This is a genomic window from Amycolatopsis sp. NPDC024027 (assembly GCF_040638975.1).
Taxonomy (GTDB): domain Bacteria; phylum Actinomycetota; class Actinomycetes; order Mycobacteriales; family Pseudonocardiaceae; genus Amycolatopsis.
Map to the genome: position 1 here is coordinate 149,531 of NZ_JBEZYY010000001.1, position 26,245 is coordinate 175,775.

Sequence of the window (26,245 nt, forward strand, 5' to 3'; positions counted from 1 at the left end):
CGACGACGTGCACGATGCCATCTCGGCGCAGTGGGAACGCCTGCGCAGCCAGCAGGACGTCGTCGTCCTGGAGGGCTTCCACGCCATCAAACACGCCCTCCGGTTCGGTGGCGCCGTCGATGCCATCGTGACCACCAGTACGGCCGCGCTCAGGAAGCTGGCACAGGAGCTTGCACCGGACATCGAGGACGCGATTACCGCACCCGCGCGGACCGTGAGCGCGGCTGAAATCGCGCAGCTTCTCGGGCGCGTCCATCAAACCGAAGTGGCCGCTCTCGCCCGCAGGCCCGCCTGGCCGGAAGCGGCTCAACCCGCAATACGGCCCAGCCCGGCGGTGCTCCTCGAAAATCCCAGGAATCTCGGCAACATCGGGGCGGTGATCCGCGTCGCCGCCGGGCTCGGACTGTCCGCGGTGTACTCGACCGGCACGGTCGATCCTTGGCACCCGACGGTGCTCCGCGGAAGCGCCGGCCTGCACTTTGCGCTCCCCGTTCGCCGGCTGGCCAGCATCCACGAGGCCGAGGGGCCGGTCTATTCTCTGGATCCGTCGGGAATCGATCTCCGCGAAGCGGTCATTCCGCAGGACGCCTTGCTGGCCTTCGGATCCGAACGCACCGGCATTTCACCCGAACTCCGCCGCCACTCCGACGTATTGCTCTCGATTCCCATGCGTGCGGAGGTATCGAGCTACAACCTGACGACTTCAGTCGCGATGGCGGCGTATCACTGGGTACTCGGCTCCCGCCAACAGCTCTGACGGACCACCGGCGGCCAGAGCTCGCCGGCGCGCGGGTTCCGTTACTCCGCTTCAGTGGAAGTAACACCGTGCCGCCATTTCGCGACTCTTCGCCAGTAACGTGGTCGACGGCCGTTCAATGGGGGGTGCAGGTGAATCTTTCGGGCGCCGGAAGACGAGCCGGGTTGCTCTGCCTGTTGATCTTTTTTCTCAGCCTCTTCGTGCCCTCGCTCGCGCACGCCGAGGATGACGCCGCCACCGTCTTCTGCCTTTCGCCGGCGCAGCGTGCCGCGGTGGTCGATGCCGGTGTGTCGCTCGGGCGGGCGCACGCCGATCCGACCGGGATGTTCGTTCTCGACGGGACGCGCACGCTTGCCCCGCGAGAGTGGCGGGTTGCGCAGCCCGCTGCCTTCGAGGCTTCCTGCGAGGCCCTCTACTCCTCGACGCACCAAGCGGTGGCCGGCTCGTTCACCACGCTTCTTCCCGTCTTGACCGCGATCGTCGGCGCCGTGCTCGCCTTCTTCGCGGCGTCGTGGCGTGACCGCGTCGCCCGGGGGCGGGTTCAAGCGGAAGCCCTGCGCTCGGCACACGCAGAGTTCCACGACGCCGCGGGTCAGTACCTGCGCGACACCTCCTCCGAACACCCGGAGGGCCCACTCGGCGAGTCGCGGCGGAAGCTCCTCGCGCGGCTCGCCGAAGTGCGCGCCGGGCACCGCTCGTGGTCCGTCGTCCCGGCGCTCCGGGAACAGCTGACGACCGGCGACTTCGGCGCTCCCTTGACCGAAGATTGGTACGAACAGTCGGACGTCACCCGCACCCGGCGGCGCACCCTGCTCGAGGCCCTCGACACGCAACGGGACCACGTACTCCGCGTGACCATCGCCCTGGAAAGACCGCTTCGGGCCCGCTGGACCCTCCGAGGTGCGCGATGACCGAGCCGGCCGCGGTGAACCCGTTCGCGGTGGCCAAGCTGAGCGGCCCGACCCAGCCGCTCTGCCCGTGGCGGTACCCAGAGCACGGGGACTTCTACGTCGATCTCGATCACACCGAAGAAGCGTATGAGGAATTCCAGCGGCAGGCGAAGACCCTCGGTTCGCCGGACGAGGAAGAAGGCAAGCTCCTGCTGGTGACCGGCGATACCGGCTGCGGGAAGACCGCGGTCGCGAACCGCTGCCTGGCCTGGCTGAAGAAATCATCAAAGCTGCGGGGGCTCACTGTCGAAATCGTGGACGCACGCTCGGCGCTGCTCGGCGAGGTCCTGCCGGTGAACGACCGCTTGACCGCCGTTTGCGATTACGTGGTGGGTCAGCTCGAGCGGAAGAATCTCCTCAACCGTGCCGAGCTGAACCGGCTCGTCGCGAACCGCACCTCCCCGTCCCGGGTCTACCCCCACCTCGGCCCGGGCCTGATCAAGGGACTGGTCCTGGTCATCCTGCTGCCGTCGACGGAGGTGCCCGACGAGGTGGTCCGCTATGGCGGCTGGGTACCCGAGCGGACACTCTTCGTGATGGAATCCGCCCACTTCGAGGACAAACACCTGAAAGTGATCAACAATCGGCTGAAGGACTACGGCCGCTTGATCCACGTGCACGTCGACAAGCTGAAGAAGGGCGATTTCGCGCGCTTTGCCAACGATCGGCTCAAGCGTCACGCACGGGCTGGAGGGTACCCTCGAATGAGTGAGAAAACCCTGCAGTCGCTCGAGGAAGGGTCACGGTCCGTGTCGCAAATGCAGATCATGCTGCACGGAACCTACGAGCTCCTGAAAACCGATCCACTAGAGTACGGCCGCACGCTGCTGGTGACCGAGGAGCACATCAGCGAATTCCAGAAGAGAGAAGCCCGGCGAGACTGGCCGGACGGCCGGGGGTGAACGCGGTGACCGAAGGCGTGGACGAAGTGCCGTCGCTCGACAATCCGTACTCGCCGATGGCCGTGGCCCAGGTCACCGAGTTCTACACCTCGGACAGCGAATACCCCACGATCGCGACGGACGCCGTGCGCAAGGCCCTCGCCCACCTGTCCGCCTGCCTGAGCACCGACTCGGTGAGCAGCCGCGACGGCAAGGGCACCGCCCTCGCCGTCATCGGTGACTACGGAACCGGCAAATCACACCTCGCCCTGCGGCTGGTTCAGGAAGCCGGAGCCCTGCTCGGCGACCCCCACCAGGCGATGTACCTCGAGGCCACCGCCAGCACCTTCGTCGACCTGTACCGGAGGTTCGCCCAGCGGCTCGACCGGGACTTCGTCCGGACCAGGGTGAGCGATTTCTACATCGACGTCGTCACTTCCTCGCTGCAGGACACCGGGCTCAGCGGGACGGTCCTGGAGTGGCTGCAGAACCGCCAGCTGAACCCCCAGCAGGTGGTGGAGCGGCTGGGCCTGATGGAGAGTTCCCTGCTCCGCCGGGTGCACGAAGACCTGGCCAAGGTCACCAGGGACGAAGCCTTCGGCACCGCGCTGACCCTGCTGCTGCGCAGCGGGTTCGAAGACGCGGTGTGGGACTGGTTCAGCGGCGCGGCGCCGGCCGAGGTGCTCCGGGAACGCGGAATCGTCGCCGCGATCGACACCGAGGCCACGGCGCTGGCCGCGATGGGTGTGTTCGCGCTCCTGTTCGGCAGTCACCACGGCCGGTTCGTGCTGGTGCTCGACGAGATGGACAAGATCTTCACCGCCCGGCGCCGGGAGGACGAGAACGTCCAAGCCGCGTTCCAGCAGCTGCTGGAGGTCTTTTCCAAGGCGGGCGCCTGCCTCGTGCTCGTGGGACTGCCGGATTTCCTCCGCGTGCTCCACGCGCGGGTGCGCGAGCGGATCCCGCACACCGTCGAACTCCACCCGCTGGAGGCGGACGAGGTCCGGCAGTTCATCGAGCTGGCGCAGAACGGCAGGCTCGCTCCGTTCACGGCGCAGTCGCCGCGCTATGTGCGTGACCTGTCGGGGGGCAAAGCCCGCGACGTGATCCGGCTGCTGCGGGCCGCCTACGCCCTGTGGGCGGACGAGGCCCGGATGAGCGGGATCCGGACGTCTCCGGTTCCCGAGACGATGATCCGGGACGCCGCGCACCGCCAGTTCGGGTCCCGGCCGGGTGACGACGTCGAGGCGGCGGTGATCGGCGTGCTCAAGGCCCACGGGTGGCAATTTCGCCTCCGGCACCGGCTCGGCCCGCCGGGGAGCGACCCGGTCGACTTCTGGGTCACCTTTCCCGGCCGGGCCGGCGGGTGCGCGATCCTGCTGACGCGCTCGATCCTCGACGAGCGCGACGTCCAGATGCTGAACCGCAAGCTCGACGACCTCGCCGACCTGGACGATCCGGTCGAAGCACTGGTCGTGATCAACGGGGTGCTGAACGACGCCGTCGCGGACCGGGTCCGGACGGCGTTGACCGGTGAGCTGCTGCGGTCCGGCGACCCGACGTTCCCCCACCGGCTGGCGACGCTCCTGGGGATCGTCAACGACCGCCTCGAAGCGCTCGCCGGCGATTCGTCGTCGGCACTGGAGATCCGGTTCACCCAGCTGAGCAGGCAGCAGGCCAACCTTCACGGGCTCCTCGAGCAGCTGAGCGAGCAGCTGGACGACGCGGCCGCCGCGTCCACGCGTGGATTCGCCACCGTGCTGCAGGACCTGGCCACGTGGGGCCAGGCCGGCCCGGATGCCGCGCCCCGGCTGCCCGACCACGTCGGCGAGATCTTCACCGACGCCACCGGCACGCTGGAGGCCCTGCTCCAGCTCGATCCCATCCTGACCGGGGCCTTCGGCTCCACCGGACGGCAGTCGATCGACGACTTCCGCGCCTTGACCCGGGGCGGCGAGTTCTTCCCCGCGGCGGGCACCGCGCTCATCCTCCGCCGGATCATCGATGGTTTCCGCAGCGCGATCGAGACCTGGTACGGCCGGGTGGAGACGGATACCCCCGCTTCCCCGGACCGGGCTTCGGCGGAGTCCCGGGCCCAGCTGGACCGGTTGTGCCGGGCCTACGACGAGGTCTGCAACCAGGTACCCGCGTTCCGGCTCGGCCCGCTCACGAGCGTGGCGGTGCGCGGCCGCGCGGCCGGTACCCGCGAAAGCTCGCTGCCCTACGTGCAGGACGTGGTCGAGAACCTCAGCCCGCGTGTTCGGCGTGCGGTACTTCGTTCGAGCGCTCCGCACGCGTAGCACAAATCCGGGGGAACCGGTGTCGCCGGTCCCACACCCCGTTCGCGGCCGCGTGCCACAGGTTCACGACCAGGATCGCCGGTCCCACGGTGGCCACCGCGACCGGGACGACAGGCTCCAGGACGAGGGCGAGCACCAGCGCCGTCAGCCCGTTCTGCTGGCCCAGCGCCAGCTTCGCACGGTCCGCGCGCCACGCCCGCGGTGCGGTGAGCAGCAACGCGACGACGATCTGCGCGCCATAAGCAGCCGTGCCGAGCACGATTCCCGGGACGATCCGGACCCCGCCGGCGAGGACGAGCCCGACCGCGAAGGCCGCCAGCACCAGGCACGCCGTGACGGCTCTGTCCAGCACGGCGCCGAAATCGGGGCGCAGGAAGAGCCCGGTGACGGCGAGCCCCAGCAACAGCGACCAATGCACCGCGGCCGTCCCGCAGGCCAGGAGGAGGACCACTTCCAGCCCCGCGCGGACCCGCCGGCCGGCTGCGGAAGCGGGGTTCCGGCTCCGGACGGCCAGCCGGATGAGCCACACCGCCACGACGAGGGCGGCGTTCGCCAGGAAGTTCCCCCCGGCCGCGGCGAGGCCGGACGGCAGGACCGCCGGACCCGCACCGGCGCTCGGCACGATCGCGGCCGTGAGGTAGGCGGTGAGCAGCACCGTGACCGGGTCGTCGAACGCCGCCCACGCCGCCAGCAAGGCCTTGCCCTGCTCCGACATCCGCGACTTCGCCCGCATCGCGGCCACGGAAAGCGGGTCGATCTGCGCCATGGCGATGGCCAGCAGGAGAACGTACGGTTCGCGGTAGAACGCGAACATCACCGCGGAGATCAACGCCGCTTTGACGAACACCCCGATCGTGACGGCGATGAGCACCGTTTTCCAGCGGTTCCGGAATTCCACCACGTCGATGCCGTGCGTGCTCGCGTAGAGCCCGATCGCCAGCAGCACCGTGACCGCCACGGGATAGCCGCGCGAGTGCGCGACGTCCAGACCGGTACCCGTGGCCACCAGGACGCCCAGCACCAGCGCGGGAAGCAGCGCCAGCACGCGGGCCGACATCAGGCGGGAAGCCCACCCGCCCTGGCCGTGCGATTCACCGGGACGTTTCATCAGCCGCACGGCCCCGCCGCGACCGGATCGAAACTGCGGGCCAGTTCGGCCATCCGGTCGTCGGCGGTGCTGACCTCGTCCTGGTCCAGCGTGACGCCCATGAGGTACCGGCAGGCACCGAGCCGGTAGTAGTAGACCGCGCCCTGCTCCACGTCGAGCACGAGCCGGTGCAGCAGGCCACCGACGACGTCCTCGGCGGTCCGGTTGATCCGCGCCGCCACATCGCCGACTTCCCGGCTGAGCCGGTGGTAGAACGCCCGGCGCGCGGAAACGGTGATCTGCTGGAAGTACGGTGCCAGCACGGGATCGGCCAGCCGGTCGAAGGTCAGCACCGGTTCGCTGTTCGCGCAGAACGCGAGGAACTGCAGGTCTTGCGGGCGGACGTACCGCCGCAGCGAGTCCCGGGCGAAGGCGAGCTCTCCCTCCGGCAGGTTGTCCGCGCCGCGGTGCCGGATCTCGGTCACCGTCTCGTCCCCTTCGCCGTCGGCGGCGAGCCGTCCGTTACCCCCGGCCGTCTCCCATCCACCCGGGTTCGCCGATGGCAGGTGCGCGGTCGCCCGCAGCCGGGTGGCCAGCGCGGCCACGCTCCTGTCCGCCGAGCGGATCGCGGCCCGCTCGGTGAGCGTCGTCCGCTCCTGCTCGTCCGCTCCGGGAGTCAGGACGAGGCCGAACAGGTGCGCGTCGGGAACCACGGCGTCGCAGAACGCGGCACCGTTGCCGCCGTGCAGGACGACCCGGATCAACCCGCCCGTGCGCGCCTCCGCGAGGGTGTGGTCGAGGCGGCTGACCAGGTGGCAGAACTGCCGGCCCAGCAGCCGGACCCGGGCTCGGCGAGCGCGTTCGTCCGGGTCCCCGATGCGGTCGACGCCGAAGTCGTACACGCCCCGCCGGTAGTAGGCGAGGAAGCTCAACGCCGGCTCCGCCTCCGCGGCCGCCGTCACCGCCGCTCGTTCGCCGTCGAACTCGGAGCCGACGTGGTCGGCGTGGTTCTCGTGGACAGCCACCGATTCTCCTCGAGCCGGGATTCAGATGTGCGGGATGTCGACGTCGTGCACGCGCCAGCAGCGCACTTGCCCGGCCGCGGCGAGCTCCTCGTCGTGCGCGGCGACCGCGGTGAGCGGATGGTCTTCTCCCAGGTGCTCGAGGCAGGCCAGGCGCACCTCGGTGATGCGCCGGGCAGCCTCCTCGCCCTGCCCGCAGGCGGCCAGGGCCCACGCCCGGGCGACCGCGGCCGCCAGCGACCACGGGTGCGCCGCTTGGAGCCGGGACACCAGGACTTCGTGCGCCCCGGTCACCTCGTCGCGCCCACGATCGAGCTCTCCTGCGGAGAGCAGTGCCGACCCCAGGGTCAGCCGGGCGAGCGCGGTGAACGGGTGCTGTTCGGCGTAGCGCGCCTTGGTCCGCAGTCCGTGGAGGGCGACCTCGGCGAGTTCCACGGCACCGGTGAGATCGGTGCCCGTCGCCCGCAGCGTGGCCGCGCGGCTCAGCGCGCAGCCCATGGTGGCGGGGTGGTCGTCACCGAGCAGCGTCCGGTACCCCGTGTACGCCTCCTCCATCTGGCTGCAGGCGTCTTCGGCGTGCCCCGGGGTGCCGGCTCCCGGCCCGGTGCGCTCCGCGACGGCGAGCTGCCGCAGGGCGATGAGCTCGTAGACGTTCAGCTTCGGTTCGAGGTCCGCCAATCGCCCCAATGCTTCCCGGAGGGCGTGGACCGCGTCCCGGTGCCGGCCCAGTTCCCGCCGGTAGGCACCGACCCGCACGAGCGCGGCCCACACCTCGAGGCTGTTGCCGTACAAGCGCTTCCGGCGTTCGAACTGCTCGGTGGCCACCGTGTGGGCACGCCTCAGGTCTCCGTTGAGGAACAGCGATCCGGCCGCGTTGCTGGCCGCCATCTGCGTCTCGGGGTGGTCGTCACCGAGCGCCTCCCGCAAGCCGTCCCAGGTGCTGAGGTCTTCGACGAGGCCTTCCGCGAAGTCGCCGAGGCTGCGCAGGTCACCGCCCCGGGCGCGAGCGGCGAAGAGGGTCTGCGGGTGCGTGAGCCCCCGCTGCCGGCGCAGGCTTCCGAGCACCGCGTCGTCCAGGTCGAGCGCCGCGGCGGAGTCGCCCAGTGCCCGGTGGAGGTTGGCGACCTGCAGCGCCATCCGCATCCGCAGCGGATCGTCCTCGCCGAACCGCGCGGTCCACTCGCGGAGCACCCGCTCGGCGTACGGCAGGGCCTCTCGCTGCACCTGCGGCCCACCGCTGCGGTAGTAGAACCGGACCTGGCCGGCCAGCCAGCGCCGGACCGCCGCGTCCTCGCTCAGCACCGCGCCCGAGGGGAAGACGTGCTTGTGCAGCTCCAGGAAGCGGTCCGCGGCAAAGCGCTCGTCGACCTCCACCTCGCTCGGCGCGTAACGCACCAGTACCCGCAACGCTTCCGCCCGGTACCGGGCCTCCTCTTCCGCGCCGAGACAGCGCCGGATGCCCTGCTGCACCACCCGGTGGACCTGCAGGGAACTGGGTTTCGCCCAGCTGACCCGGAACAGGCCCAGCCGTGATCCCAGCCAGAGCATCCGGTCGATCTCCACGGCGTCCTGCCGGAGCAGGTTCGCGTCGGGGCCAGCGAGCTCGGCCAGCCGGTCGATCATCGCGGTCGATCGGATCAGGCCCAATCCGATGCCGTGCGGGGAGTAGCAGCAGCAGAGCCGGGCGAGCAGCGCCGTGCAGCGCCCCAGCGGGGATTCGTCCAACCTCGCCAGGATGAGGCCGACGACCCGGGCGACCGTCGCGTCCGAATCCTCGCCCGCCCGGCCGGCGGGACTGCCCAGCCGGTCCAGGAACCGGCGTGCCGCCCAAGCCGCGGCGGCCAGGACGCTCGATCCCGCCCGGCGGTCGGCGTCACTCAGCTCGTTCAGCCACGCCCCGGCGAGATCGAGCGCGAGCGGCAGGTGCCGCACCGCTTCGGCGACTTCCTGGGCGTCCGCGAAAGTGAGCCCGTTGACGCGGGAATTCAGCAACCGCACGCCGTCGCGGCTCGAGAGTTCCGCGAGCTCGATCGCCGACGCCGGAGCCGCCGACCCGGTCACGATGACGTGTCCCTGCGGGCTTTCCGGCACGGTTCCCTCGAGCACCGCCCGGTCCTCGACGTTGTCGTAGATCAGGAGGAACCGCTGGAAGGCCGGATCGCGCAGCCGGTCGAGGGCGACGGTGTTGCCGTAGGTGCCCGAGGCGGGCCCGGCCAGGCGTTCCGCGAGGTCGGCGAGCGCGAGCAGGACCGACTGCCGGTCCGCGGCGGGGATCCACCACACGACGTCGTAGTCGCCGGCGAACCGGTGGGCGAACTCGAGCGCGAGCTCGGTCTTGCCGATCCCGGGCCGGCCGGTCAGCTCCTCCCGGCCCGCCCTCGCCACGGGCAGCCGGTCCCGCAATCCCTCGACCTCGTCGTCGCGCCCGACGAACACGGGGCGGCGCGGCGGCAGGGACTGGAGCTTCCGTGCCCGCCCGGGGAGGTGGCCGCCTTCGGCCGGCCTGCTCCCCGGCCGCTCGACGAAACCGAAGTGCCGCAGCATCCGCGTGACGAGCCACTGCCCGTCCTGCGCGAAATCCCCGGAGATCGTCACCGCGTCGGAGAACATGTCGCTGGTCCGGCCGGATCCGCCGGGCGCCAGGATCACCACGTCGACCCGCGTCCCGGTTCTCCGGGCCCGCCCGACCTGCGCCACCACCTCGGGGGCCAGTCCGGCCTCGTCGAACGCCGCGGTGCCCACCAGGACGACACCGAGCCGGCCGCTCCCGGACAGCCACGGCTCCGCGTCGCGGAAGAACCGGGTGCTCGCGCCGGCGCGCCGGAGGTGGGTGTCGACCCAGTCGGCCCAGGCACGGTCGGGCGTGGCGTAGACGACGACCACGCGGTCTTCGGCGCCGCCGTCCGTCACGGGCAGCCCGAACGCCTTGCGGTAGCGGCGGCGCACGAGTTCGGGCACTTCGGGAACGGACGCCGGCGCACCACCGGTCAGCGCGGCCATCAGGTTGCCGTACCCGGCCTCCAGCCGGCCACCCGCTCCCGGTTCTTCGACGACCAGGTTGAGCACCGGGTCCACCGTGTCGTGGCTACGCTCGGGAATTTCCGGTATCTCGGCCAGGTGGAGGACCTCCGCCTGCTCCTCGACCACGGAGCCGAACTCCACGGCGATGAGGCTGCGTGCCTGCTTGGCCCGTTCGGGGAACCGGTCACCGAAGCGGGTGGCCAGTGGCAGCACGGCGAGTCCCGGCCGCCCCGCCAGGCGTACGCGGTCCACCAGCGCGCGAGCTTCGGCGACTTCCTTGGCGCGCGTCACGAAACACACCACGACGCACCGGCACCAGACTCCCAGGAAAGCGAGCATCGGGTCACCCGGCCCGGCGGGACAGTCCACGAGGACGTCGTCGTAGCCGGCGGCGAGGAGCTGCTCCCGCAGGCCCGGCGCGGCGGTGGTGGCGAAGTCCGCCGCGTTCAGTGTCACGACGTCGACGTACCCGGCCTGGTCGAGGTGAGTGCAGCGCACGGCGGTCAGCGGACCGGCTTCGGCCGGGTTCGCCGGCAGGGCGGCGGCGAGCCGGAGCTGCCGGGCGAGCGGGCCGGGGAGCTCGACCTGCTCGGAGGCGAACGGGCCCAGGAACTCACGCTGTCCCGTGCCCGCCGGGCTCCAATCGACCACCAGCACGCGCCGTCCCGCGGCGGACAACGCCCACGCCAGATTCGCCAGGGTGCTCGTGCACCCCGCCCCCTCTTTCGCGGAGAGGAAGGCAGTCACGTTCGGCTGCCGCCCCGCTCCCGGGTTGCCGGTGCTCGATGGGCTGCTCATCACACTCCAGTCGAAAAAAGAGGACCGGATATTACGGCGCCTCAGAGACCTGACTCGTACGGCTGATCGTATCTGCCCCGGGAATCGCCGAGCGCGCGATCCAGTGATGACCGCAGTACACAATCAGGCAACGCTTGCAACGACTCGAGGTCGAGATCCGTGACGTCAAGAAGATCGGATTCGAGCAAGTTCTCGTCGGCCATCGACACTGCCGCCCCTCATGCCACCGTTGATCATTTCATCATACCGGCCGTCCGTCACTCCAGAGAAGGATGAACCGTTCGGCCGATCGGCCTGCGGCCAGGAAGATCAATCGATGTCGCCGGTCTCGCGATCACCCGGACGAGCGTGTTTCATTGATCGGGAGGAATAGAGGAACTATGGAGAAGACCGCCCGGGCCGCCCCGTTGGCCTTTCGCCAGTTCATCCTCAAGCTGCACGGCCGGTGCAACCTGGCCTGCGACTACTGCTACCTGTACACCAAGGCCGACCACGGCTGGCGGGTCCGCCCGCGGGCCCTGTCACCGGCGCTGGCCGACCGGACCGTCGGCCGGATCGCCGAACACGTGGCCGCGCACCGGCTGCCCTCGCTGGCGGTCCTGCTCCACGGCGGCGAGCCGCTGCTCGGCGGCCTTTCCCTCGTGCGGCAGATCGCCGGCGCCCTGCAGGACCGGGTGCCCGCGCGGGTACGGCTGTCGATGCAGACCAACGGGACGCTGCTCACCGGGCCCACCCTCGACGTGCTGAGCGAGCTGAGCATCGGCGTCAGCGTGAGCCTCGACGGAGATCGGGTCGCCCACGACCGGCACCGCCGCGGGCCCGGCGGGCGAGGCAGCCACGCGGACACGGCAGCCGCGCTGCGTCGGCTCAGTTCTCCGGCGTTCCGGAAAATCTACCGCGGGCTGTTGTGCACCATCGATCTGCGCAACGATCCGGTGGCCACCTACGAAGCATTGCTGGAATTTTCTCCGCCTCGAGTCGATTTCCTGCTCCCGCACAGCACCTGGGATGCGCCGCCACCCGGCGCGGGCCGGTACGGCGATTGGCTGATCCGCGTCTTCGAACGCTGGTACGGCGCGCCTCGGCGGGAAACGGGGGTGCGGTTGTTCGAAGAGATCATCCACGTGCTGCTCGGCGGCCAATCCGGTATAGAGGGCGTCGGCAACGACACCGCGCCGTTTCTGGTGGTGGAAACGGATGGTTCGATCAGCCGGTCGGACATTCTTGCTTCGGTGGCCGAAGGGGCGGCGGCGACCGGCCTGCACGTGGACCGGGCTCCGTTCGACGCGGCGCTCGCCGGCGCGCTGCCGCCACCGCTCAACGCGACCTGCCGGGCGTGCGACCTGGTGCGGGTGTGCGGTGGCGGGCTCCCAGCGCACCGCTACCGCTCGGGCACCGGGTTCGACAACCCCTCGGTCTACTGCGCGGACCTCTACCGGCTGATCGCGCACATCCGGGCCCGGCTCGCCGCCGATCTCGCCGCGTTGCGCGGCGCCACGTGAAAGCCGCTCCCTTCGCGCTGCGACGCGAACAGTTCGCCGCACTCGCGCAAGGCGGCGGCGGGCCGTCCGTGGTGAGCTTGCTCGCCGACGCCCGGCTCAGCCGCACCCTCCAGCTGGTCAAGCACCTGGCCGCCACGCAGGCTTCCGCGGCCGCCGTCTTTGCGCTGCTGGTCTCCTTGGAACGGGCCAGTCCCGGATCCGTCACGCGGGTGCTGCGCCACCCTTCGGTGGGGGCCTGGGCGTTGCGCGTGGCCGCACGGGAAGCACCCGCCGCGCCGGGCCTGCACCGCATCACCTTGGCCGCGGCGGTCGACGCCCGGGAACCCGTGACGGTCGAGGTGTTCCGTTGCGACGTAACGATTCCGGGCATGGGAACGGTGCTGCTGGCCGAACCGGGGAAGACCACGGTCACCCCGGTGGCGGGCGGCACGCGGGTCGGATCCGCCACGATCCCCGCGGACTGGCGCAGAGGAGCGGACCGCTGGCGTCCGCTCCCCCGCGTCACGGTCGGCACTCGGGAGCGCCCGGCCACGTTCATCCTCGACGACTGGGCCGGCGAGGACGAGCCTCCTTCGTTGCGCCCGGATGCCGCCGCGGTCCCGGCCACCTGGCGGACGGCGCTTGATTCGGCCTGGCACGTGCTCACCCGCCACCACCCGGCCACCGCGGACGAACTGCCGCGGGCGATCAAGGTGGTGACGCCCCTGCCCGGCGGGACGGCCAGTCCGGTGAGCGGCACCGCGGACGCGGCGTTCGGGTGCGTCTTCCTTTCGCCGCCGGCCGACCCGGTGACCGCGGCCGCGAGCCTGGCCCACGAGCTCCAGCACACCAAGCTCATCGGGCTGACGGACCTGTTCCCGTTGGTTTCCCGAGACGCGAGCCGCCGCTACTACGCCCCCTGGCGAACCGACCCGAGGCCGGCGAGCGGTCTCCTGCACGGCTGTTACGCCTTCGCCGGAGTCGCGGCATTCTGGCGAAACCAGCGGCGAGCGGTGGCGCCACCGGCCGACCGGCTGTTCGCCGAAACGGAATTCGCACGCTGGCGCAAGGCCGTGGCCGAGGCGCTGGCCGAGCTCCGGGCCGGCAACGAGCTGACCGAACTGGGCCGGCAGTTCACCGGCTTGCTGGCGGACACCATCGCCGGCTGGCTCGCGGAGCCGGTCAGCAGGACCGCCGTGGCCGCAGCCCGCCGGCTCGGTTCAGAGCACCGGGGCACCTGGCTCTCGACGAACTGGGGGACGCACCGGCAACCGGACGTCGACGGCCTTGCGCGTTTTACGGGATAGAGGGCGCCTTCAGATTCGATTTCCTGCGCTTCGACGAGAGGTCGTCCGTGCCCTCGATGACCAGCGTGCCGGTCGGCTTGGACCGATCAGGGTGATGATGGTCTGCGTGGTGCCCCGACGGGACTCGGAGAACATCCGCATGGACTGCCGTCCCTCACGACCTGCGGATATCCACCACAGTAGCTCTGTGCAACGGCAGGTCGGCGCTGGTCCGGCCGCGTACTTCCGCGACGCGTGCGGAATGACGTTCGAAGCGTTTCTGTGAGAAGCCTTGCCAGCACAACAGGGCTCCACCTGCCCGGGGCGCGCACCACCGGTAACCCGAAGCGGGGTCAACGCGAGCAAGCAGTAGCAACCCTGACTCGTCTATAGCGCCGCAACGCCCGCCGACAACTGCGACCGACCCCTCACCTGGTAAAGGAGGGCTGTCCAGCGAATTGAACGAGTCTTATCCGGTCTGGTTCTGACCATTGACTTGTTGGGTCGGCTGGTCCGGGATGAATCCGTGGTAGGTGTACTGGTGGAGGAGTTGCAGGTTGCGGCGGCGCATGTCTGTCGGCCAGGCCGGTGCGGCGCTCCACGCAACCAATGCTGCACCCCGCCAGGGTTCTAGCGAGGAACTACAGGACAGCGAGAGGGCTTCACGCTCGCGCCCGTGCACCACCAAGCCGCGGATCAAGGCGCTGACAAGTTGGTCGCCTTCGGGACCGACATAATCCTCTTGGAACAGATGCTTCGCGAGATCCACTCGGCCGACATCCAACATCAACAGGATCATGATCGCCACTCCATCTGAATCCTTCGTTGCTTTTCCTCGCCGAGCCTTGAAGGCCAACTCCGCCGCTCGTCGAGCAGTCCGCATGTCGCCGTTCGCGATGTATTCATTAGCGAGGGAAGCCAAGGTAAGCCAGCCCGCCCCCTCCGCGAGGTGTAGCGCATGATCGTGCATACCCGCGACCACGAGGAAAGAGCACAGTAAGCCGTCATACGATCTGCCATTGCCGAGATCGTCCTCGATTTCACAGATCTCGTACACTTTGAGCGCGAACGCACGGGCGAGGTCGTTCAACCCAGCATCATGCAGTGATGTTGCCAGCGAGTAGCCAAGCTCGAGGCTCGCCTCGCTTTCCAGCTCCTGCCGGAATATAGTCAGTGCCTGCACGATGCCCGGAGTTGATTCCTGAAGCGACCCGGCAACCTTCAACATTTCGCAAAGCACGGACACGCGGCGGTTGCGTTCGGTAAGGTGGCATGCCAGGTTGACGGCTTGCTCGAACAACCTGTCGGCCGTGGCAGCATCCGTCGCCCGACAAATGCCTGAAAGCTTCGCAAGAGCCCCGGCGCGGCCACTGGACGATAAGCGGGCTAGAACAGTCTCGCAGTGCTCGACGCTGCTGACGCGACGGAGTGCTTCTATGGCGCGCAGGGCGCAATACGACGCGGCCAAGTCCCCTCGCCCGGGTCCATGCGCCTGGTCCTCGTGTAAGATGAGCTCGGTCGCAAGTTCGCGCGCGGTGCGAGCGGCTCCCTCGACGCCCGCCAGGGTAACAGCGAGCTGCGCGCGGTCCCAGGGTGACCACTTCTTCGCGTACTCACTGGTGGGTAAGAATTCCCCTGCGGCCGCTTCTGCGATCGCTTCTGCGATCTCGACGGTCCGTTTCGCCTCAGTTCGCAGCGTATGATCATCGATGTTTCCGGCCACGTTGCGTGCTGCGAAAATGTCTCCGACCTTGATCAATGCTACGGCCATCTGACGCATCGAGTCGTCGTCGATGTAGAGGGGAGCGGGTCCGCTCAGCTCCCGCGCGAACTGGGCCACCCGGGCTGCATCTTGTCTGCAGTCCATTGCGAGAAAGGCCTCGCCAAGCTTCACCAAACCGCCCAGGTCATCGGAGCGGATTCCTTCTCTATCCACACACCGGAGTAACTCCTTCAAAACTTCCACGTCGCCGGTACCGCAATTGGCTTGCGCACCTCTCAGATACAAGAGGGGATCTAGACCCCAAAGAAAAGAGGTGCGCACCGAATTCGCCAACTCCAACTCGCGCTCCAAAATATCTTGAGCCCGACGATAGTCGCCTGCTTCGCTCAAAGCCTCAATAAGCGCACCGTGGACCCTCGCCCGCAACGAGTCCCGCGAATTCGCGATCGCGGACGCTATACCGGTGGCATCATCCGCTCGCGACGCTCGAACGAGGCTCGCGACCACCTGGCCGATCTGCGCGCCACAGCCTTCGCCCGATACCCCACGCCGCGAAATAGCTCTCCTGGCCGTCCTGGCAGCGGCGTCAAGATCACCCAGCAAGCTCAGTGAGGCAGCAGCCTCGGCCAGCACCCACCCACCTAGCCGATCGTAATCTGGTCCGGGCTTGATGAGGCGATCGATCTCAGCACGGGCCGCGCACTGCTCGCCAATCTCTACTAAATAGCCAGCATATTCACAGAGCAGTCGTGGGTCTTCGCCGATCAGATCCACTCGGATCACCGACGGAAAAATTTCCGTTCCAGCCTTCCGGGCGGCGCGCGCGCACGCGCGAATGGAAGTGAATTGATGGTACTTGTCGTCATCAGCCGTCGCGAAATCCCATGCCCTGTCTGCAATCTTACTCGCTCGTATAGTGTCGCCGATCTCGGTAAGCGCCTCGGAAACCTCGGCCAGCGCCCGCGCTCGATAGCGCTCGTCAACACAGAAGGCGACACCCTCCGCTTGGTCCGCCTGCCCCAAAAGCACGAAAAGGCGCAGCAACCCGAGGGGCAGCGGTGCGGCGGCAGCAGTCGCCAACATGCGGTGCAGTTCGACCCGAAACATCAGTTCTAGACTATTCGCCGAGTCCCCGTCGATCTCGTGCAGCGCGTCTCTTGTGAACGCGACGGTGTCGAGGAACGCTCGGTCGTGTCCATATTCCGCCAACAGCCGCTGTCTCCGGGAATTGGTTACAAGTCCTGCCAGGCGAACCGGGCCCCCGATGTCGTGGTGCGTGCGCAGGAAATGATGGAGGCCATGCAAAAGGAAGGGCGGGGTTGTGTCGGGCCAGCCATTACCCGCATAGCGGTCTGCCCAGGTCAGCACCTGCTGGATCGCGTGCACTCGCCCTTTCGCGCTCACCCAGTTAGCGACGAACTCGCTGTACTTGGCGTGCACCCATTGGTAACCAACTCCTCCGACCTCAATGGTCATCGGCAACAAGCACCGTTCGATATCGTGCAAGTACAGATCAACCTGACCAACACTGAGATCCAGCAGATCGGCGAAATCATGCCGGGAAAGCGGGGCGCCCGCGACAAGCAACAGCGTAGCCATGTTCTCACGGACCGAGTCGGCCGACCTGAGCCATTTCTCCAGATCACGTCTCGCGTGATCCGTCCTTACCTTGGCATGCGGGCTGGCGACCAGTGAAATGACAGATATTGGCGAAGTTGCCAAAGCGTGGTGCCGAGGCACGGCATCCCGGAAATCGGGCAGGCCTCGGGTTGCGACGACTACATGTGCGTAACCCGAGAGGTGCACCGGAAGCAGCGGGCTGATCATATCCACTGGCGATTGTTCGTCGAGACCATCGATAAGGAGAACCACTGGACGATCAACTGTTCCAAGGGCCGCAAAATCTGCCCAGAGTCTCGCGAACTGGGCTGGCCGCTCGTCGGCGACGCTGAGCTTCTCACTCGACTGGCATACCCAGAGCAACTGGCCGATGACGGCTTCGAGGAAATTTTGCGACCGATTGGAGTAGTGCTCAACTATGTAGAATACGGCGGTGCGGTAGTCCTCGGCCCGCAGCCGGCGGTGCAACTCGACCATGAAGGCCGTCTTACCGGCAAACGCCGGCGCCACGATGACGTGATACGAACCTGAACAGCGCAGCTTGTCGACCAGGTGTCGCAACTCCTCGCTTCGATCAAGAACTACACGGTGGTGGTCCTCAATAGCGGTCCGCTCAGCGTCGTAGCCGTCAGGGGGCCGATGTTTGCCGACTGCAGGATCGGCCCCAGGGATGGCGGCAGTCGGTTCCTGTTTCGCCGTATTCCGCCCGTTATTCAGAGCTCGATCCGCAATATACCGAGCTGCCTGCGCTTCTAGTCTCAGGAACTCCTGGTTCCGCGAGAGATCACAGAGCTGCACGATCCACTGCGCCAGTAACTTGGCAGGGCCGTCCGGGTAGCGGTTACCGTCGCGAAGCTGTTTGCTGATCTCCTTCGTACCCATGAGATACCGCTCTGGCACGACAGAATCGCCGGTTCCCGAGCCTGACATCCTTCGCGCGTAGGCGACGTGGAAAGCCGCCAGAGTGCCGAACCGATCTCGAATGGCAGTGCGCAGTGCCAGCACCCACGACCGCACCGGCTCCGAGAACTTGGCCACGTCGCGTACGTCGGCGGTGAACGGACGACCCGGTCTCCGCTGGTCAGGTGGTTGCACCACAGTCCCTCCTCCAGACGCACCTCATGTGGCAATGTCGCCAACTTGTGTAATCGCCATTATCGCCACGTGCCCGACAACCCCGCGAGCGGTCACAGTACGGCAACCAAGCAATCGCAACCCTGCCGCCTGGAGCCGATCATGGAAATCGCTGCCATCACCGCCGCTATTAGCACTCTGCTCATCGCCGCCGCCACCGCCACCGTGGCCCTCGCTGCCACCTTCCGGCGACGTGCGAACACTCGCAACGACGCCTACCGGGTACTTCAACTCCTCATACGACGCCAGCACAAGAAGTGAATCCGATCAGCTATACACGCTGACCTGTGAGAACCCTTCGTTAGCACTTCCACCCAGGTTTCACCCGAAGGAGTGGCGGGGTGGAGCCGGTTGCCAGCTTTCTGCTCGTAGCGTCACCGACTCACAGAGAGTCCTAGCGATATCGGTTATCGCCGGTCCACTCGGTGACGAGCCAACTACGGGCGAGACAAGCGCCATTACGTCGCTCAGCACGGTCGTCCCAGCCGACCGCCGAAGCTTCACCATGGACGGTCGGCGCCATTTTCGGGCGATTCACCGGCCATCAGTTGAGCTGGTTGATCGGCTGCCTCGCGCGGCGAGCAGTCACACAAGCCGGATGGCGACGCCTGGTGTCGACTGAGTTCGTCAGGCCGCCGTCGCCGCCACCTAACGCCCGACCTGTCTGCATCTACTGGCAGGTAGACAGCTCGGCGGCACTGGGAACCTCAACCTTCCGCGGCCAGCGAATAGCCGACGCCGGGCTCCGATGATGGAGACCACTGAGGCCAGGGCGATCGTGGGCCGCTCTGCCCACGATCAGTCAGGCGAACGGCAGCGGCAGCACGGTGAGCGCGCTGCAGACGACGATCGCCAGCGTCACGAGAGAATCGTGGCCCGCCGGTGCGGACCGGCGCCGAGCCGGCCGAGGACGAACGTGGCGACGGCGCCGCTGAGCACGGCGATGGTCAGCGTCCACTGCTCGCTGTCGAGGGACTCGGCAGGAAAGCTGACGTAGGAGTTTTCGGCAGCAGCAGGTTCGTCGCGACGTCGAGGTCACGTGGTGATCGTGGTCCACCCAGGCGGGCCAGCCACAGGTTCCTCGACAGAAGCGACCTCGCGCGGGCCCGGAAGCAGTCGTCCAGCCCGGTGGTGCTCACCAGAAACTGGACGACGTCGGCGGCCTGTTTCGCGGCGAGGTCTTCGCGCAGCGAACCTAATTCGGATGGTTCGACGCGCTGGGCCAGAGCGATCACCGTGGTCAGCACCTCCAGCAGCCGTAACGTCGGCAGCGCCGCGGAATACGATACCCCGAACAGTGGCCCGATCTGGCGCATCGTCAGGTTCGTCCGCCAATAGGTCGCCACCAGCAACACCCGGTCGGCCAGCGGCAACGCCCACTGCCGGCCCGGGCGCCCGTCCACGATCTCGTCCCCGCCGCGCCTCGCGACCAGCCGCACCAGCTTACGAAACTGGCCTGGCTCCAGCCCGGTGAACGGGTAATCCACTCCGACCGCGACGCCGTGATCACCTGCACCACGCCAACATGAGGTCCCGCCAGCCCGACACCGGGTTACGAGACATCCTTTACGACGTTCCCGAAGCCGAAGAGGAAGGTCAGCCCGATGACGATGCTCATCATCGTGGTGACGAACTTGCTCACGCTGGACGAGGAGCCCATCACCGCCTCCCGCGCTTCGACGAGAGGTCGTACGTCGCCTCGATGACCAGCGTGCCGGTCAGGTAGGACCGTTCAGGCGATGATGGTCTGCGCGGTGCCCCCGACGGGACTCGAACCCGCACTGAATCGATTTTAAGTCGACTGCCTCTGCCGGTTGGGCTACGGGGGCACCGCACACTCTAGGTGATCGAGCCGGTCTCGCGTCCAGTGCGCCGCACTATTCCGGGTCGGCGTCGAGGAGGCCTGGGCCGTGCTCGCCTCTGCGCCAGTCCTCCGATCTGCGGCGGCGGCGTTCCTGCTCCCTGACTATCCAATCGCGGCCCTCCGCCGAGACCGCCTCCAACACGTGCAGTGCGCCCGCGATGCCCGATGACTCCAGTTGCGAGGCGCTGCAACATGGCCTCGTTCTCCACGCTCTCGTCCGTCAGGTCTTCGAAGCCCTCGGCGACGACCGAAATCTGCTCGCCGCTCACCAGCGTCAGCCGGAATGCCCGCTTTCGCACGGATTGCGTCTGCTGGAGGACCGCGTTGTCCCCGTTGAGGATCTGGTAGTGCCACCCGTCCGCGTACCGGACGCCGACTTCGGCGACGCGGGCTGCGGAAAGGGCGTCGTAGCGGAAGGATGTTCGGCGCTCGTCGTGGACGTCCGCCTTGAGGAAGTCCAGGTCCACCTCGATCTCGCGGACGCCGCTGTGCGTCAGGAGGAACACGAGGATCACGTAGCGCGAGTAGCGCATCGGGCCGCCGAGGACGCGGGCGCGCTGGGCGTTGGCCGCTCCCTCCGTCAGGACCACGTGCGCCACCAGGTCGCGGTTGGTCAGCGCGCACCGGCGCAGGGCCTCGGTCTTGAGGTGGGACTTGTCCAGGTCGAGCCACCAGGCCATCTCGGCGTCGTCGGGCCGGTCCGCGAGCACCTGCGACCACTCCACGAACGCCTGCTCCTCCTCCTTCAGCAGCCGGCTGCCGCGCTCGTTCTCCTCGGCCTGGAACTGGTGGGACACCATGATCCGGAGGCCGTGCTGCATCGCGAAGAAGCCGCCTGCGCCGAGGAAGAGCGCCGCTCCGATGAAGCTGCCCGCGCCGCCGAGCATGATCAGGCCTCCGACGATCGCGACGGCGATCCCGGTGCGGTGGACGAGGAGGCTGGTCGACGACGGGCGGACCTCGTCGCGGTAGGCGAACAGGGTGCCGTTCCGCCACTGCGCCGCCACCCGGCGGGCGTGCCACCGGATCAGCCAGTTCACCGCCCCGGCCTCGACCTGCGCGTTGCCGAACAGGGTCACGAACCGCCATTTGTAGTACTCGCAGATGCCGCGGGTGTCGTTCACCCAGCTGCCCGGCGTGTGCGGCCGCGCATCCCAGAACCGCGCCTCCACCAGCTTGTGGATCTGCTCGACGAACCGGGACGACACCCAGTGCCCGGGCGAGCCGGCGGCCTGGAACTGCAGCGGGACGCCGTGCTCGCGGTCGCGGGCGACCAGCCGCATCGTTCCCAGCTGCTGCTCGCGCCCCGCCCAGATCGCGCCGGCGAACCCCGCCGCCATGACGAGCAGGCCGGCGATGCCCGCCCCGGGCCGGCCGTCGCCGAACCCGCTCAGGAAAGCGATCAAGCCGAGGAGCACACCCGCTGCCCCGAGGCCCGCCTTCACCCATTCCGCCGAGGGGATGGCCGCGGGCGTGGGCACGAAGTACCGCGGCACCGCGGGATCCGGCTCGAAGAACTTCCACGCCCGGTCCACCCGGTCGTGCCCGAGGCGCTCGGTCCGGACGCGCTGGGCGTCCACGACGTCCACGCTGTCCTGGAGCGCGCCGCCGAGGACGAGCGCGAGGTGACGCGTGATCTCGTTCTGCCGGTCCCGGGGCAGTTCCTGCAGGTTCGCCATGGCCTTCGCCAGGTCGGCGGCGTCCAGGGCGCTGCCCATCTCCTGCCGCCACACGAAGGACATGAGCTCCCACACCACGCTCAGCGCGCCACGCCACTCGTCGTGGGCGAACCGCCGGGCCGTGAGGTCCGCCATCCGGAACCGCGCGTACACGTCGTCGCTGATCTCGTTGAGCGACCGGTCACTGAGGACGGACAAGGCATAGTGGTAGGCGAGCGTGGTGGACGTGTGCCCTTGCTGCAGCAGCTCTTGGAAGAGCGTCTCGGCCATCCGCGGGGTACCACCGCGCAGGTGGTTCAGCGCGACCTCGAACCGCCGCTCCGGCGGATCCGAGGGGTTGATGTTGTAGGTCGTTTCGTTGCGGTGGAACGTGCCGCCGTAGATCGCGCCGATCTGCTGCTCGACGTGGGATTCGCCGGACGCCTGGTTCTGGAACCCGTGCGGGACGTTCATGCGTGCCTCCGCGGGGACCGCTGCGTCACGTGGAAGTCCCCGTAGACGGCGCCCACCTGCTGCCCGACGCGCGCGTTGTCCTTGGCCACGTTGGTGTAGGTCGCCACCGGGACCTGGTCGCGCTCGTCCTCGCGGGCACCCTCCGTGCCCCCGATCCCGGCGGCGAGCGCACGGACGAAGTCCGCCGCGTTGCCGGCGGCGACCGCCTGCCAGTCCGACTCGTCCGCGACGTCCTTGGCGCCGTCCGCGCGGTCGCTGATCCCGCGGACGGTCAGCGCCGGGACGGCGTCGTTGAGGTGGCCGGTCAACGCGAAGCCGGCGCTTTCCATTTCGACCGCCACCGCGTCGTTGTAGTTGTCCCACAGGTACCGCGCGGCCGCGGACGTCCGCCCGTCGACCACCACCTCGCCCGCCGCGACCGGCTCGAAGTGGACTTCCGGCTCGCTCTCCGCGCCGCCCCAGTTCCCCTCCCTGGCCAGCGCCCGCGCCAGCTCCAGCAAGCGGTACGACGGTTCCCAGGCCTCCGGCCTGCTCCGGAAGCCCGCGTCGTCGCTGTAGCCACCGTGGTACGCGTAAACCTTCCGGGCGACGACAACGTCGCCGAGCCGGAGCCAGTCGCGCAGGCCGCCGGCGACGCCGGTGAACACGACCGCGGCCGGCGAGAACTCCGCGACCGCGCGTTCGGCGATCGCCGCGGCGCGGGCGTTGCCCGTCCCCACCATGCCGAGCGCGACCGGGCGACCGGCCAGCTCGCCGACGTCGAACACCGTGCCCGCGTGGTGCACGTGCTTGCGCACCCCGGTCATCCGGGCGCGCACCGCGGCGCGCTCCACTTCCAAGGCGGTCAGGATCACCAGCACGGGGCGACCTCCCCCTCGTTCCGCTCTGCCATGACGATCTCCCTCTGTTCGCCGAAACGGCGCCCTCGCGACCGGCAGGATGCCGAGTGCAACGTGCAAGGTAGCCCCATCGGGCTATTCTCGTCAATAAGACGAATATTGGCCTGCTGCGTACACTGTGCACTATGGACACTCCACCGACCACGACCGGCCGGGTCGCCGACCATGCCTGAGCCCGGCGAGTGGACGATTCCCGAGGTCGCGGTCGCCGTGGACCTGGCCATTCTCACCGTGCACGACAGTTCGCTGCAGATCATGCTCGTGAAGCGGGGAATCCCGCCATACGAGGGCATGCTGGCCCTTCCCGGCGGCTTCCTCGCGTCGGCGTCGGAAGACCTCGACCACGCCGCGGCCCGCGAACTACACGAAGAGACGGGCCTCGACGCGCGGGCGTTACACCTGGAGCAGCTGCGCACGTACGGGACGCCGGGCCGCGATCCGCGCCAGCGGGTGATCGCGGTCTGCTACGTCGCCTTCTCGCCCCAGCTCCCGGTTCCGGTGGCCGGCGGCGACGCCCGCGAAGCTGTCCTCATGCCCGTGGAGAAGGTGCTGAAACCGCGCACCCGGATCGCGTTCGACCACAAGAAGATCATCGCCGACGCGGTCGAACGCGCCCGCGGCAAACTCGAGTACACCACGCTCGCGGCGGCCTTCTGCGCACCGGAGTTCACGATGACCGACCTGCGCGAGGTCTACGAAATCGTCTGGGGCGAACAGCTCGACCCGCGGAACTTCCACCGCAAGATCATCGGCGTCGACGGGTTCCTGATCCCGACCGGGGAGCGGGTCTCGCGACAGCCCGGCCGGCCCGCCGCGCTCTACCGCCGCGGCCCCGCCACCGTGCTCCACCCGGCCATGCTGCGGCCACGCCCATAATCGTCACCTTGACGCTAACCGGGTGGGCGGGCTACCGTCGGTTCCGACCTTAATCGTCACTCTGACGGGAAGTGCCGACATGGAGATCCACTGCAAGGCGAGGTTCGCGGTCCGGACGGTGGCACTGGCCTTCAGCGCGGGTGCGGTGCTGGGCGCGGTCGTCACCGGGTACGCCGTGTCGCCCGGGCAGAGCGAGCCCGCGGTACACAGCGCCGTCGCCCCCTCGGCCACCGGACCCCACGACGGCTGAGCCTCCCCGAAACGACGAAAGCCCCCGGCCACGAGGGCCGGGGGCTTCGACGGACGAACGTCAGGACTTCGAGACGCGCGCGAACTCGTCCTTCGGGTTGTTGATCTGCCCGAGCGAGATCACCTCGCGGCGGAACAGGCCACCGAGGATCCAGTCGAACAGGATCCGGATGCGGCGGTTCCACGTCGGCATCGCCTTGAGGTGGTAGGCGCGGTGGAACAGCCAGGCCGGGAAGCCCTTGATCTTCAGGTTCAGCGCGTCCGCGACGCCCTTGTGGAGGCCGAGGCTCGCCACCGCGCCGAGGTTCTTGTGGTAGTAGTCCTTCGGCTTGCCGCCGCGCAGGACCTTGATGATGTTCTTCGCCAGCAGGCGGGCCTGACGGACCGCGTGCTGCGCGTTCGGCGGGCAGGTCGCCGTCGGGTCCTCTTCCGTGCGCGAGAGGTCCGGGATCGCCGCGTTGTCGCCGGCGGTCCAGACGTCGGGGTGGCCGACGACCTGCATCGCGGCGGTCGCCTCGAGGCGGCCGCGCTTGTCGACCGGCAGGTCCGACTGGCCGACCACCGGGTTGGCCTTCACGCCGGCCGTCCAGATGATCGTGTCGGTGTCGAACTCCGTCCCGTCCGAGAGCACGACGTGGCCGTTTTCGAACGACTTCGCCGCCGTCGACAGGTAGACCTCGATGCCGCGCTTCTCCAGCTGCTCGACCGTGTACACGCCGAGCGTCTCGCGGACCTCGGGGAGGATGCGGCCGGCCGCCTCGACGAGCACCCAGCGGATGTCGGAGGTCTTGATGTTCGGGTAGTAGTTCTCGACCGCGAACCGGGTCATGTCCTCGAGCTCGGCCAGCGCCTCGATGCCGGCGAACCCGCCGCCGACCACCGTGAACGTCAGCAGGCGCTTGCGCAGCTCGGGGTCGAGCGTGCTGGCCGCCTCGTCGAGCTTGGTCATGATGTGGTTGCGCAGGTAGATCGCCTCGCCGATGGTCTTGAAGGCGATGCCCTGCTCGACCAGGCCCGGGATCGGGAGGATGCGCGCGACGGCGCCGAGCGCGACGACGAGGATGTCGTAGCCCAGCTGCTCGACGTGGCCGTCGGCCGCCTCGACCGTGACGGACTTCTTCTCGTTCTCGATCTTGGTGACGCGCGCGGTCAGCACGTGGCAGCGCTTGAGCACGCGCCGCAGCGGCACGACCACGTGCCGGGGCTCGATCGCGCCGGCCGCGGCCTCCGGGAGGAACGGCGCGTAGGTCATGTGGGGCTGCGGGTCAACGACGGTCACGGAGGCCTCGTTGGCCCGGAGCATCTTCTGGAGGCCGTACGCCGTGTAGAGCCCGACGTACCCACCACCGAGGACGAGGATCCGAGTCGGTTCCGACTTCGACTTCGCAGCAGCCATGTCCTCATGGTGACACCTTCGCCGCGACCTCGCTCGGGGGCCCCATCCGGCTGTGACCAGCGTCGCTGCGGTTTCCGTAACGATTCAGTCGTGCCCTGTCACCGAGGTCGCGGCCCGGAAGACGTCCGCCACCATGGCGTGGGTCACGCGGTGTGTCTGGACATTGCGCGGCGACACGTGATAACAGCCGAAAAGCCGCAGGTCGCCCAGTTCCACGACGGCTCCGTGGGCGAACGCCGGCCGCGGCTGCGGCACCGGCCAGCCCGCCGCCGCCAGCACGGGCAGTGACGCCTGCCAGCCGAACGCGCCCAGCACGACGATCGCCCGCAGTGTCGGACGTAACAGTGCGAGTTCCTCGGCCAGCCACGGGCGGCAGGTGTCCCGCTCGGCCGGTGTCGGCTTGTTCTCCGGCGGCGCGCACCGCACGGGCGAAACGAGCCGGGTGCCGTACAGCTCGAGGCCGTCACCGAGCCGCTCGGACGTCGGCTGTGAGGCGAGCCCGACCTCGTGCAGGACCCGGAACAGGAAATCACCCGACGGATCGCCGGTGAACATCCGCCCGGTGCGGTTCGCGCCGTGCGCCGAGGGCGCCAGGCCGACGACGGCGAGCGACGCGTCCGGCGGCCCGAACCCCGGCACCGGGCGCGCCCAGTACTCCTCGCCGCGGAAGGCCGCCTTGGTGCCCGCGACGCCCTCGCGCCAGGCCACCAGCCGCGGGCACGCGCGGCAGCCGGCCACCGCGGCGTCGAGCTCGGGCAGCGACCTCATC

17 protein-coding genes, 1 tRNA gene and 1 pseudogene are annotated in these 26,245 nt (G+C 68.7%); 9 read left to right on the top strand and 10 right to left on the bottom strand.

Translation table 11 applies throughout. The features are described 5' to 3' along the window. Window positions 1-7 precede the first annotated feature (7 nt). The 4 genes from AB0F52_RS00670 (at window position 8) to AB0F52_RS00685 (ending at window position 4,888) form a co-directional block, all read left to right on the top strand. On the top strand, window positions 8-757 hold the full coding sequence (locus tag AB0F52_RS00670; protein WP_360163091.1) for an RNA methyltransferase: 750 nt from the start codon (window positions 8-10) through the stop codon (window positions 755-757). A gap of 176 nt (window positions 758-933) precedes the next feature. Further along, window positions 934-1,668 (top strand): hypothetical protein, encoded by a 735-nt coding sequence (locus AB0F52_RS00675; protein ID WP_360163094.1) that lies wholly within the window; start codon window positions 934-936, stop codon window positions 1,666-1,668. Next, the gene (locus tag AB0F52_RS00680; protein ID WP_360163097.1) at window positions 1,665-2,609 is read left to right on the top strand and encodes a hypothetical protein; all 945 of its coding nucleotides are present in this window, start codon (window positions 1,665-1,667) and stop codon (window positions 2,607-2,609) included. The genes AB0F52_RS00675 and AB0F52_RS00680 overlap by 4 nt, the downstream gene beginning before the upstream one ends. 5 nt (window positions 2,610-2,614) lie before the next feature. After that, window positions 2,615-4,888 (top strand): hypothetical protein, encoded by a 2,274-nt coding sequence (locus AB0F52_RS00685; RefSeq protein ID WP_360163100.1) that lies wholly within the window; start codon window positions 2,615-2,617, stop codon window positions 4,886-4,888. Here the strand turns inward: AB0F52_RS00685 and AB0F52_RS00690 are convergent. The 3 genes from AB0F52_RS00690 to fxsT are packed head-to-tail and all read right to left on the bottom strand — an operon-like array spanning window position 4,836 to window position 10,816. Continuing rightward, complete coding sequence (locus AB0F52_RS00690) at window positions 4,836-5,996, bottom strand: hypothetical protein (RefSeq protein WP_360163103.1); 1,161 nt, start codon at window positions 5,994-5,996, stop codon at window positions 4,836-4,838. The two genes, AB0F52_RS00685 and AB0F52_RS00690, sit on opposite strands and share 53 nt — an antisense overlap. Beyond that, window positions 5,996-7,000: a hypothetical protein gene (locus tag AB0F52_RS00695; RefSeq protein ID WP_360163106.1), complete on the bottom strand. Its 1,005-nt coding sequence runs from the start codon at window positions 6,998-7,000 to the stop codon at window positions 5,996-5,998. The genes AB0F52_RS00690 and AB0F52_RS00695 overlap by 1 nt, the downstream gene beginning before the upstream one ends. A gap of 21 nt (window positions 7,001-7,021) precedes the next feature. Then, window positions 7,022-10,816, bottom strand: a complete 3,795-nt coding sequence (gene fxsT, locus AB0F52_RS00700; RefSeq protein ID WP_360163109.1) for an FxSxx-COOH system tetratricopeptide repeat protein — start codon at window positions 10,814-10,816, stop codon at window positions 7,022-7,024. A 380-nt stretch (window positions 10,817-11,196) separates the two neighbouring features. On the opposite strand from fxsT, the gene AB0F52_RS00705 reads away from it, so the two are divergent. Both AB0F52_RS00705 and AB0F52_RS00710 read left to right on the top strand, forming a co-directional pair. Then, complete coding sequence (locus AB0F52_RS00705; RefSeq protein ID WP_360163112.1) at window positions 11,197-12,318, top strand: FxsB family cyclophane-forming radical SAM/SPASM peptide maturase; 1,122 nt, start codon at window positions 11,197-11,199, stop codon at window positions 12,316-12,318. Then, window positions 12,315-13,604 (top strand): HEXXH motif domain-containing protein, encoded by a 1,290-nt coding sequence (locus tag AB0F52_RS00710; protein ID WP_360163115.1) that lies wholly within the window; start codon window positions 12,315-12,317, stop codon window positions 13,602-13,604. Before AB0F52_RS00705 ends, AB0F52_RS00710 begins: the two co-directional genes overlap by 4 nt. 448 nt (window positions 13,605-14,052) lie before the next feature. On the opposite strand, the gene AB0F52_RS00715 is transcribed toward AB0F52_RS00710, so the two are convergent. Further along, on the bottom strand, window positions 14,053-17,808 hold the full coding sequence (locus AB0F52_RS00715; RefSeq protein WP_360163118.1) for a hypothetical protein: 3,756 nt from the start codon (window positions 17,806-17,808) through the stop codon (window positions 14,053-14,055). A 282-nt stretch (window positions 17,809-18,090) separates the two neighbouring features. Here AB0F52_RS00715 and AB0F52_RS00720 point away from each other — a divergent pair, with 282 nt between their 5' ends. Further along, window positions 18,091-18,321 carry a hypothetical protein gene (locus AB0F52_RS00720; RefSeq protein ID WP_360163121.1) on the top strand — a complete coding sequence of 77 codons (231 nt, stop codon included), beginning with the start codon at window positions 18,091-18,093 and terminating at the stop codon, window positions 18,319-18,321. Window positions 18,322-19,280: 959 nt separating this feature from the next. Here AB0F52_RS00720 and AB0F52_RS00725 read toward each other — a convergent pair. The 4 genes and pseudogenes from AB0F52_RS00725 to AB0F52_RS00740 all read right to left on the bottom strand — a co-directional run. Then, window positions 19,281-19,576: pseudogene (locus tag AB0F52_RS00725) on the bottom strand (transposase family protein); the annotation flags it as partial. Window positions 19,577-19,815: 239 nt separating this feature from the next. After that, window positions 19,816-19,889, bottom strand: a tRNA-Leu gene (locus tag AB0F52_RS00730). Between the two features lie 10 nt (window positions 19,890-19,899). Continuing rightward, window positions 19,900-22,056 (bottom strand): hypothetical protein, encoded by a 2,157-nt coding sequence (locus AB0F52_RS00735; protein ID WP_360163124.1) that lies wholly within the window; start codon window positions 22,054-22,056, stop codon window positions 19,900-19,902. After that, window positions 22,053-22,916 (bottom strand): 5'-methylthioadenosine/S-adenosylhomocysteine nucleosidase, encoded by an 864-nt coding sequence (locus AB0F52_RS00740; RefSeq protein WP_360163127.1) that lies wholly within the window; start codon window positions 22,914-22,916, stop codon window positions 22,053-22,055. Before AB0F52_RS00740 ends, AB0F52_RS00735 begins: the two co-directional genes overlap by 4 nt. A gap of 204 nt (window positions 22,917-23,120) precedes the next feature. Here AB0F52_RS00740 and AB0F52_RS00745 point away from each other — a divergent pair, with 204 nt between their 5' ends. Further along, on the top strand, window positions 23,121-23,831 hold the full coding sequence (locus tag AB0F52_RS00745) for an NUDIX domain-containing protein (RefSeq protein ID WP_360163130.1): 711 nt from the start codon (window positions 23,121-23,123) through the stop codon (window positions 23,829-23,831). Between the two features lie 79 nt (window positions 23,832-23,910). Beyond that, window positions 23,911-24,081: a hypothetical protein gene (locus AB0F52_RS00750; RefSeq protein ID WP_360163133.1), complete on the top strand. Its 171-nt coding sequence runs from the start codon at window positions 23,911-23,913 to the stop codon at window positions 24,079-24,081. A 60-nt stretch (window positions 24,082-24,141) separates the two neighbouring features. Here the strand turns inward: AB0F52_RS00750 and AB0F52_RS00755 are convergent, their stop codons facing one another. Beyond that, entirely contained in the window at window positions 24,142-25,476 is a 1,335-nt protein-coding gene (locus tag AB0F52_RS00755; RefSeq protein WP_103336939.1) for an NAD(P)/FAD-dependent oxidoreductase, read from the bottom strand. 84 nt (window positions 25,477-25,560) lie between these two features. Further along, a complete protein-coding gene (locus AB0F52_RS00760; protein WP_360164559.1) occupies window positions 25,561-26,244 on the bottom strand; it encodes a uracil-DNA glycosylase in 684 nt (227 codons plus the stop codon). Window position 26,245 lies beyond the last annotated feature (1 nt).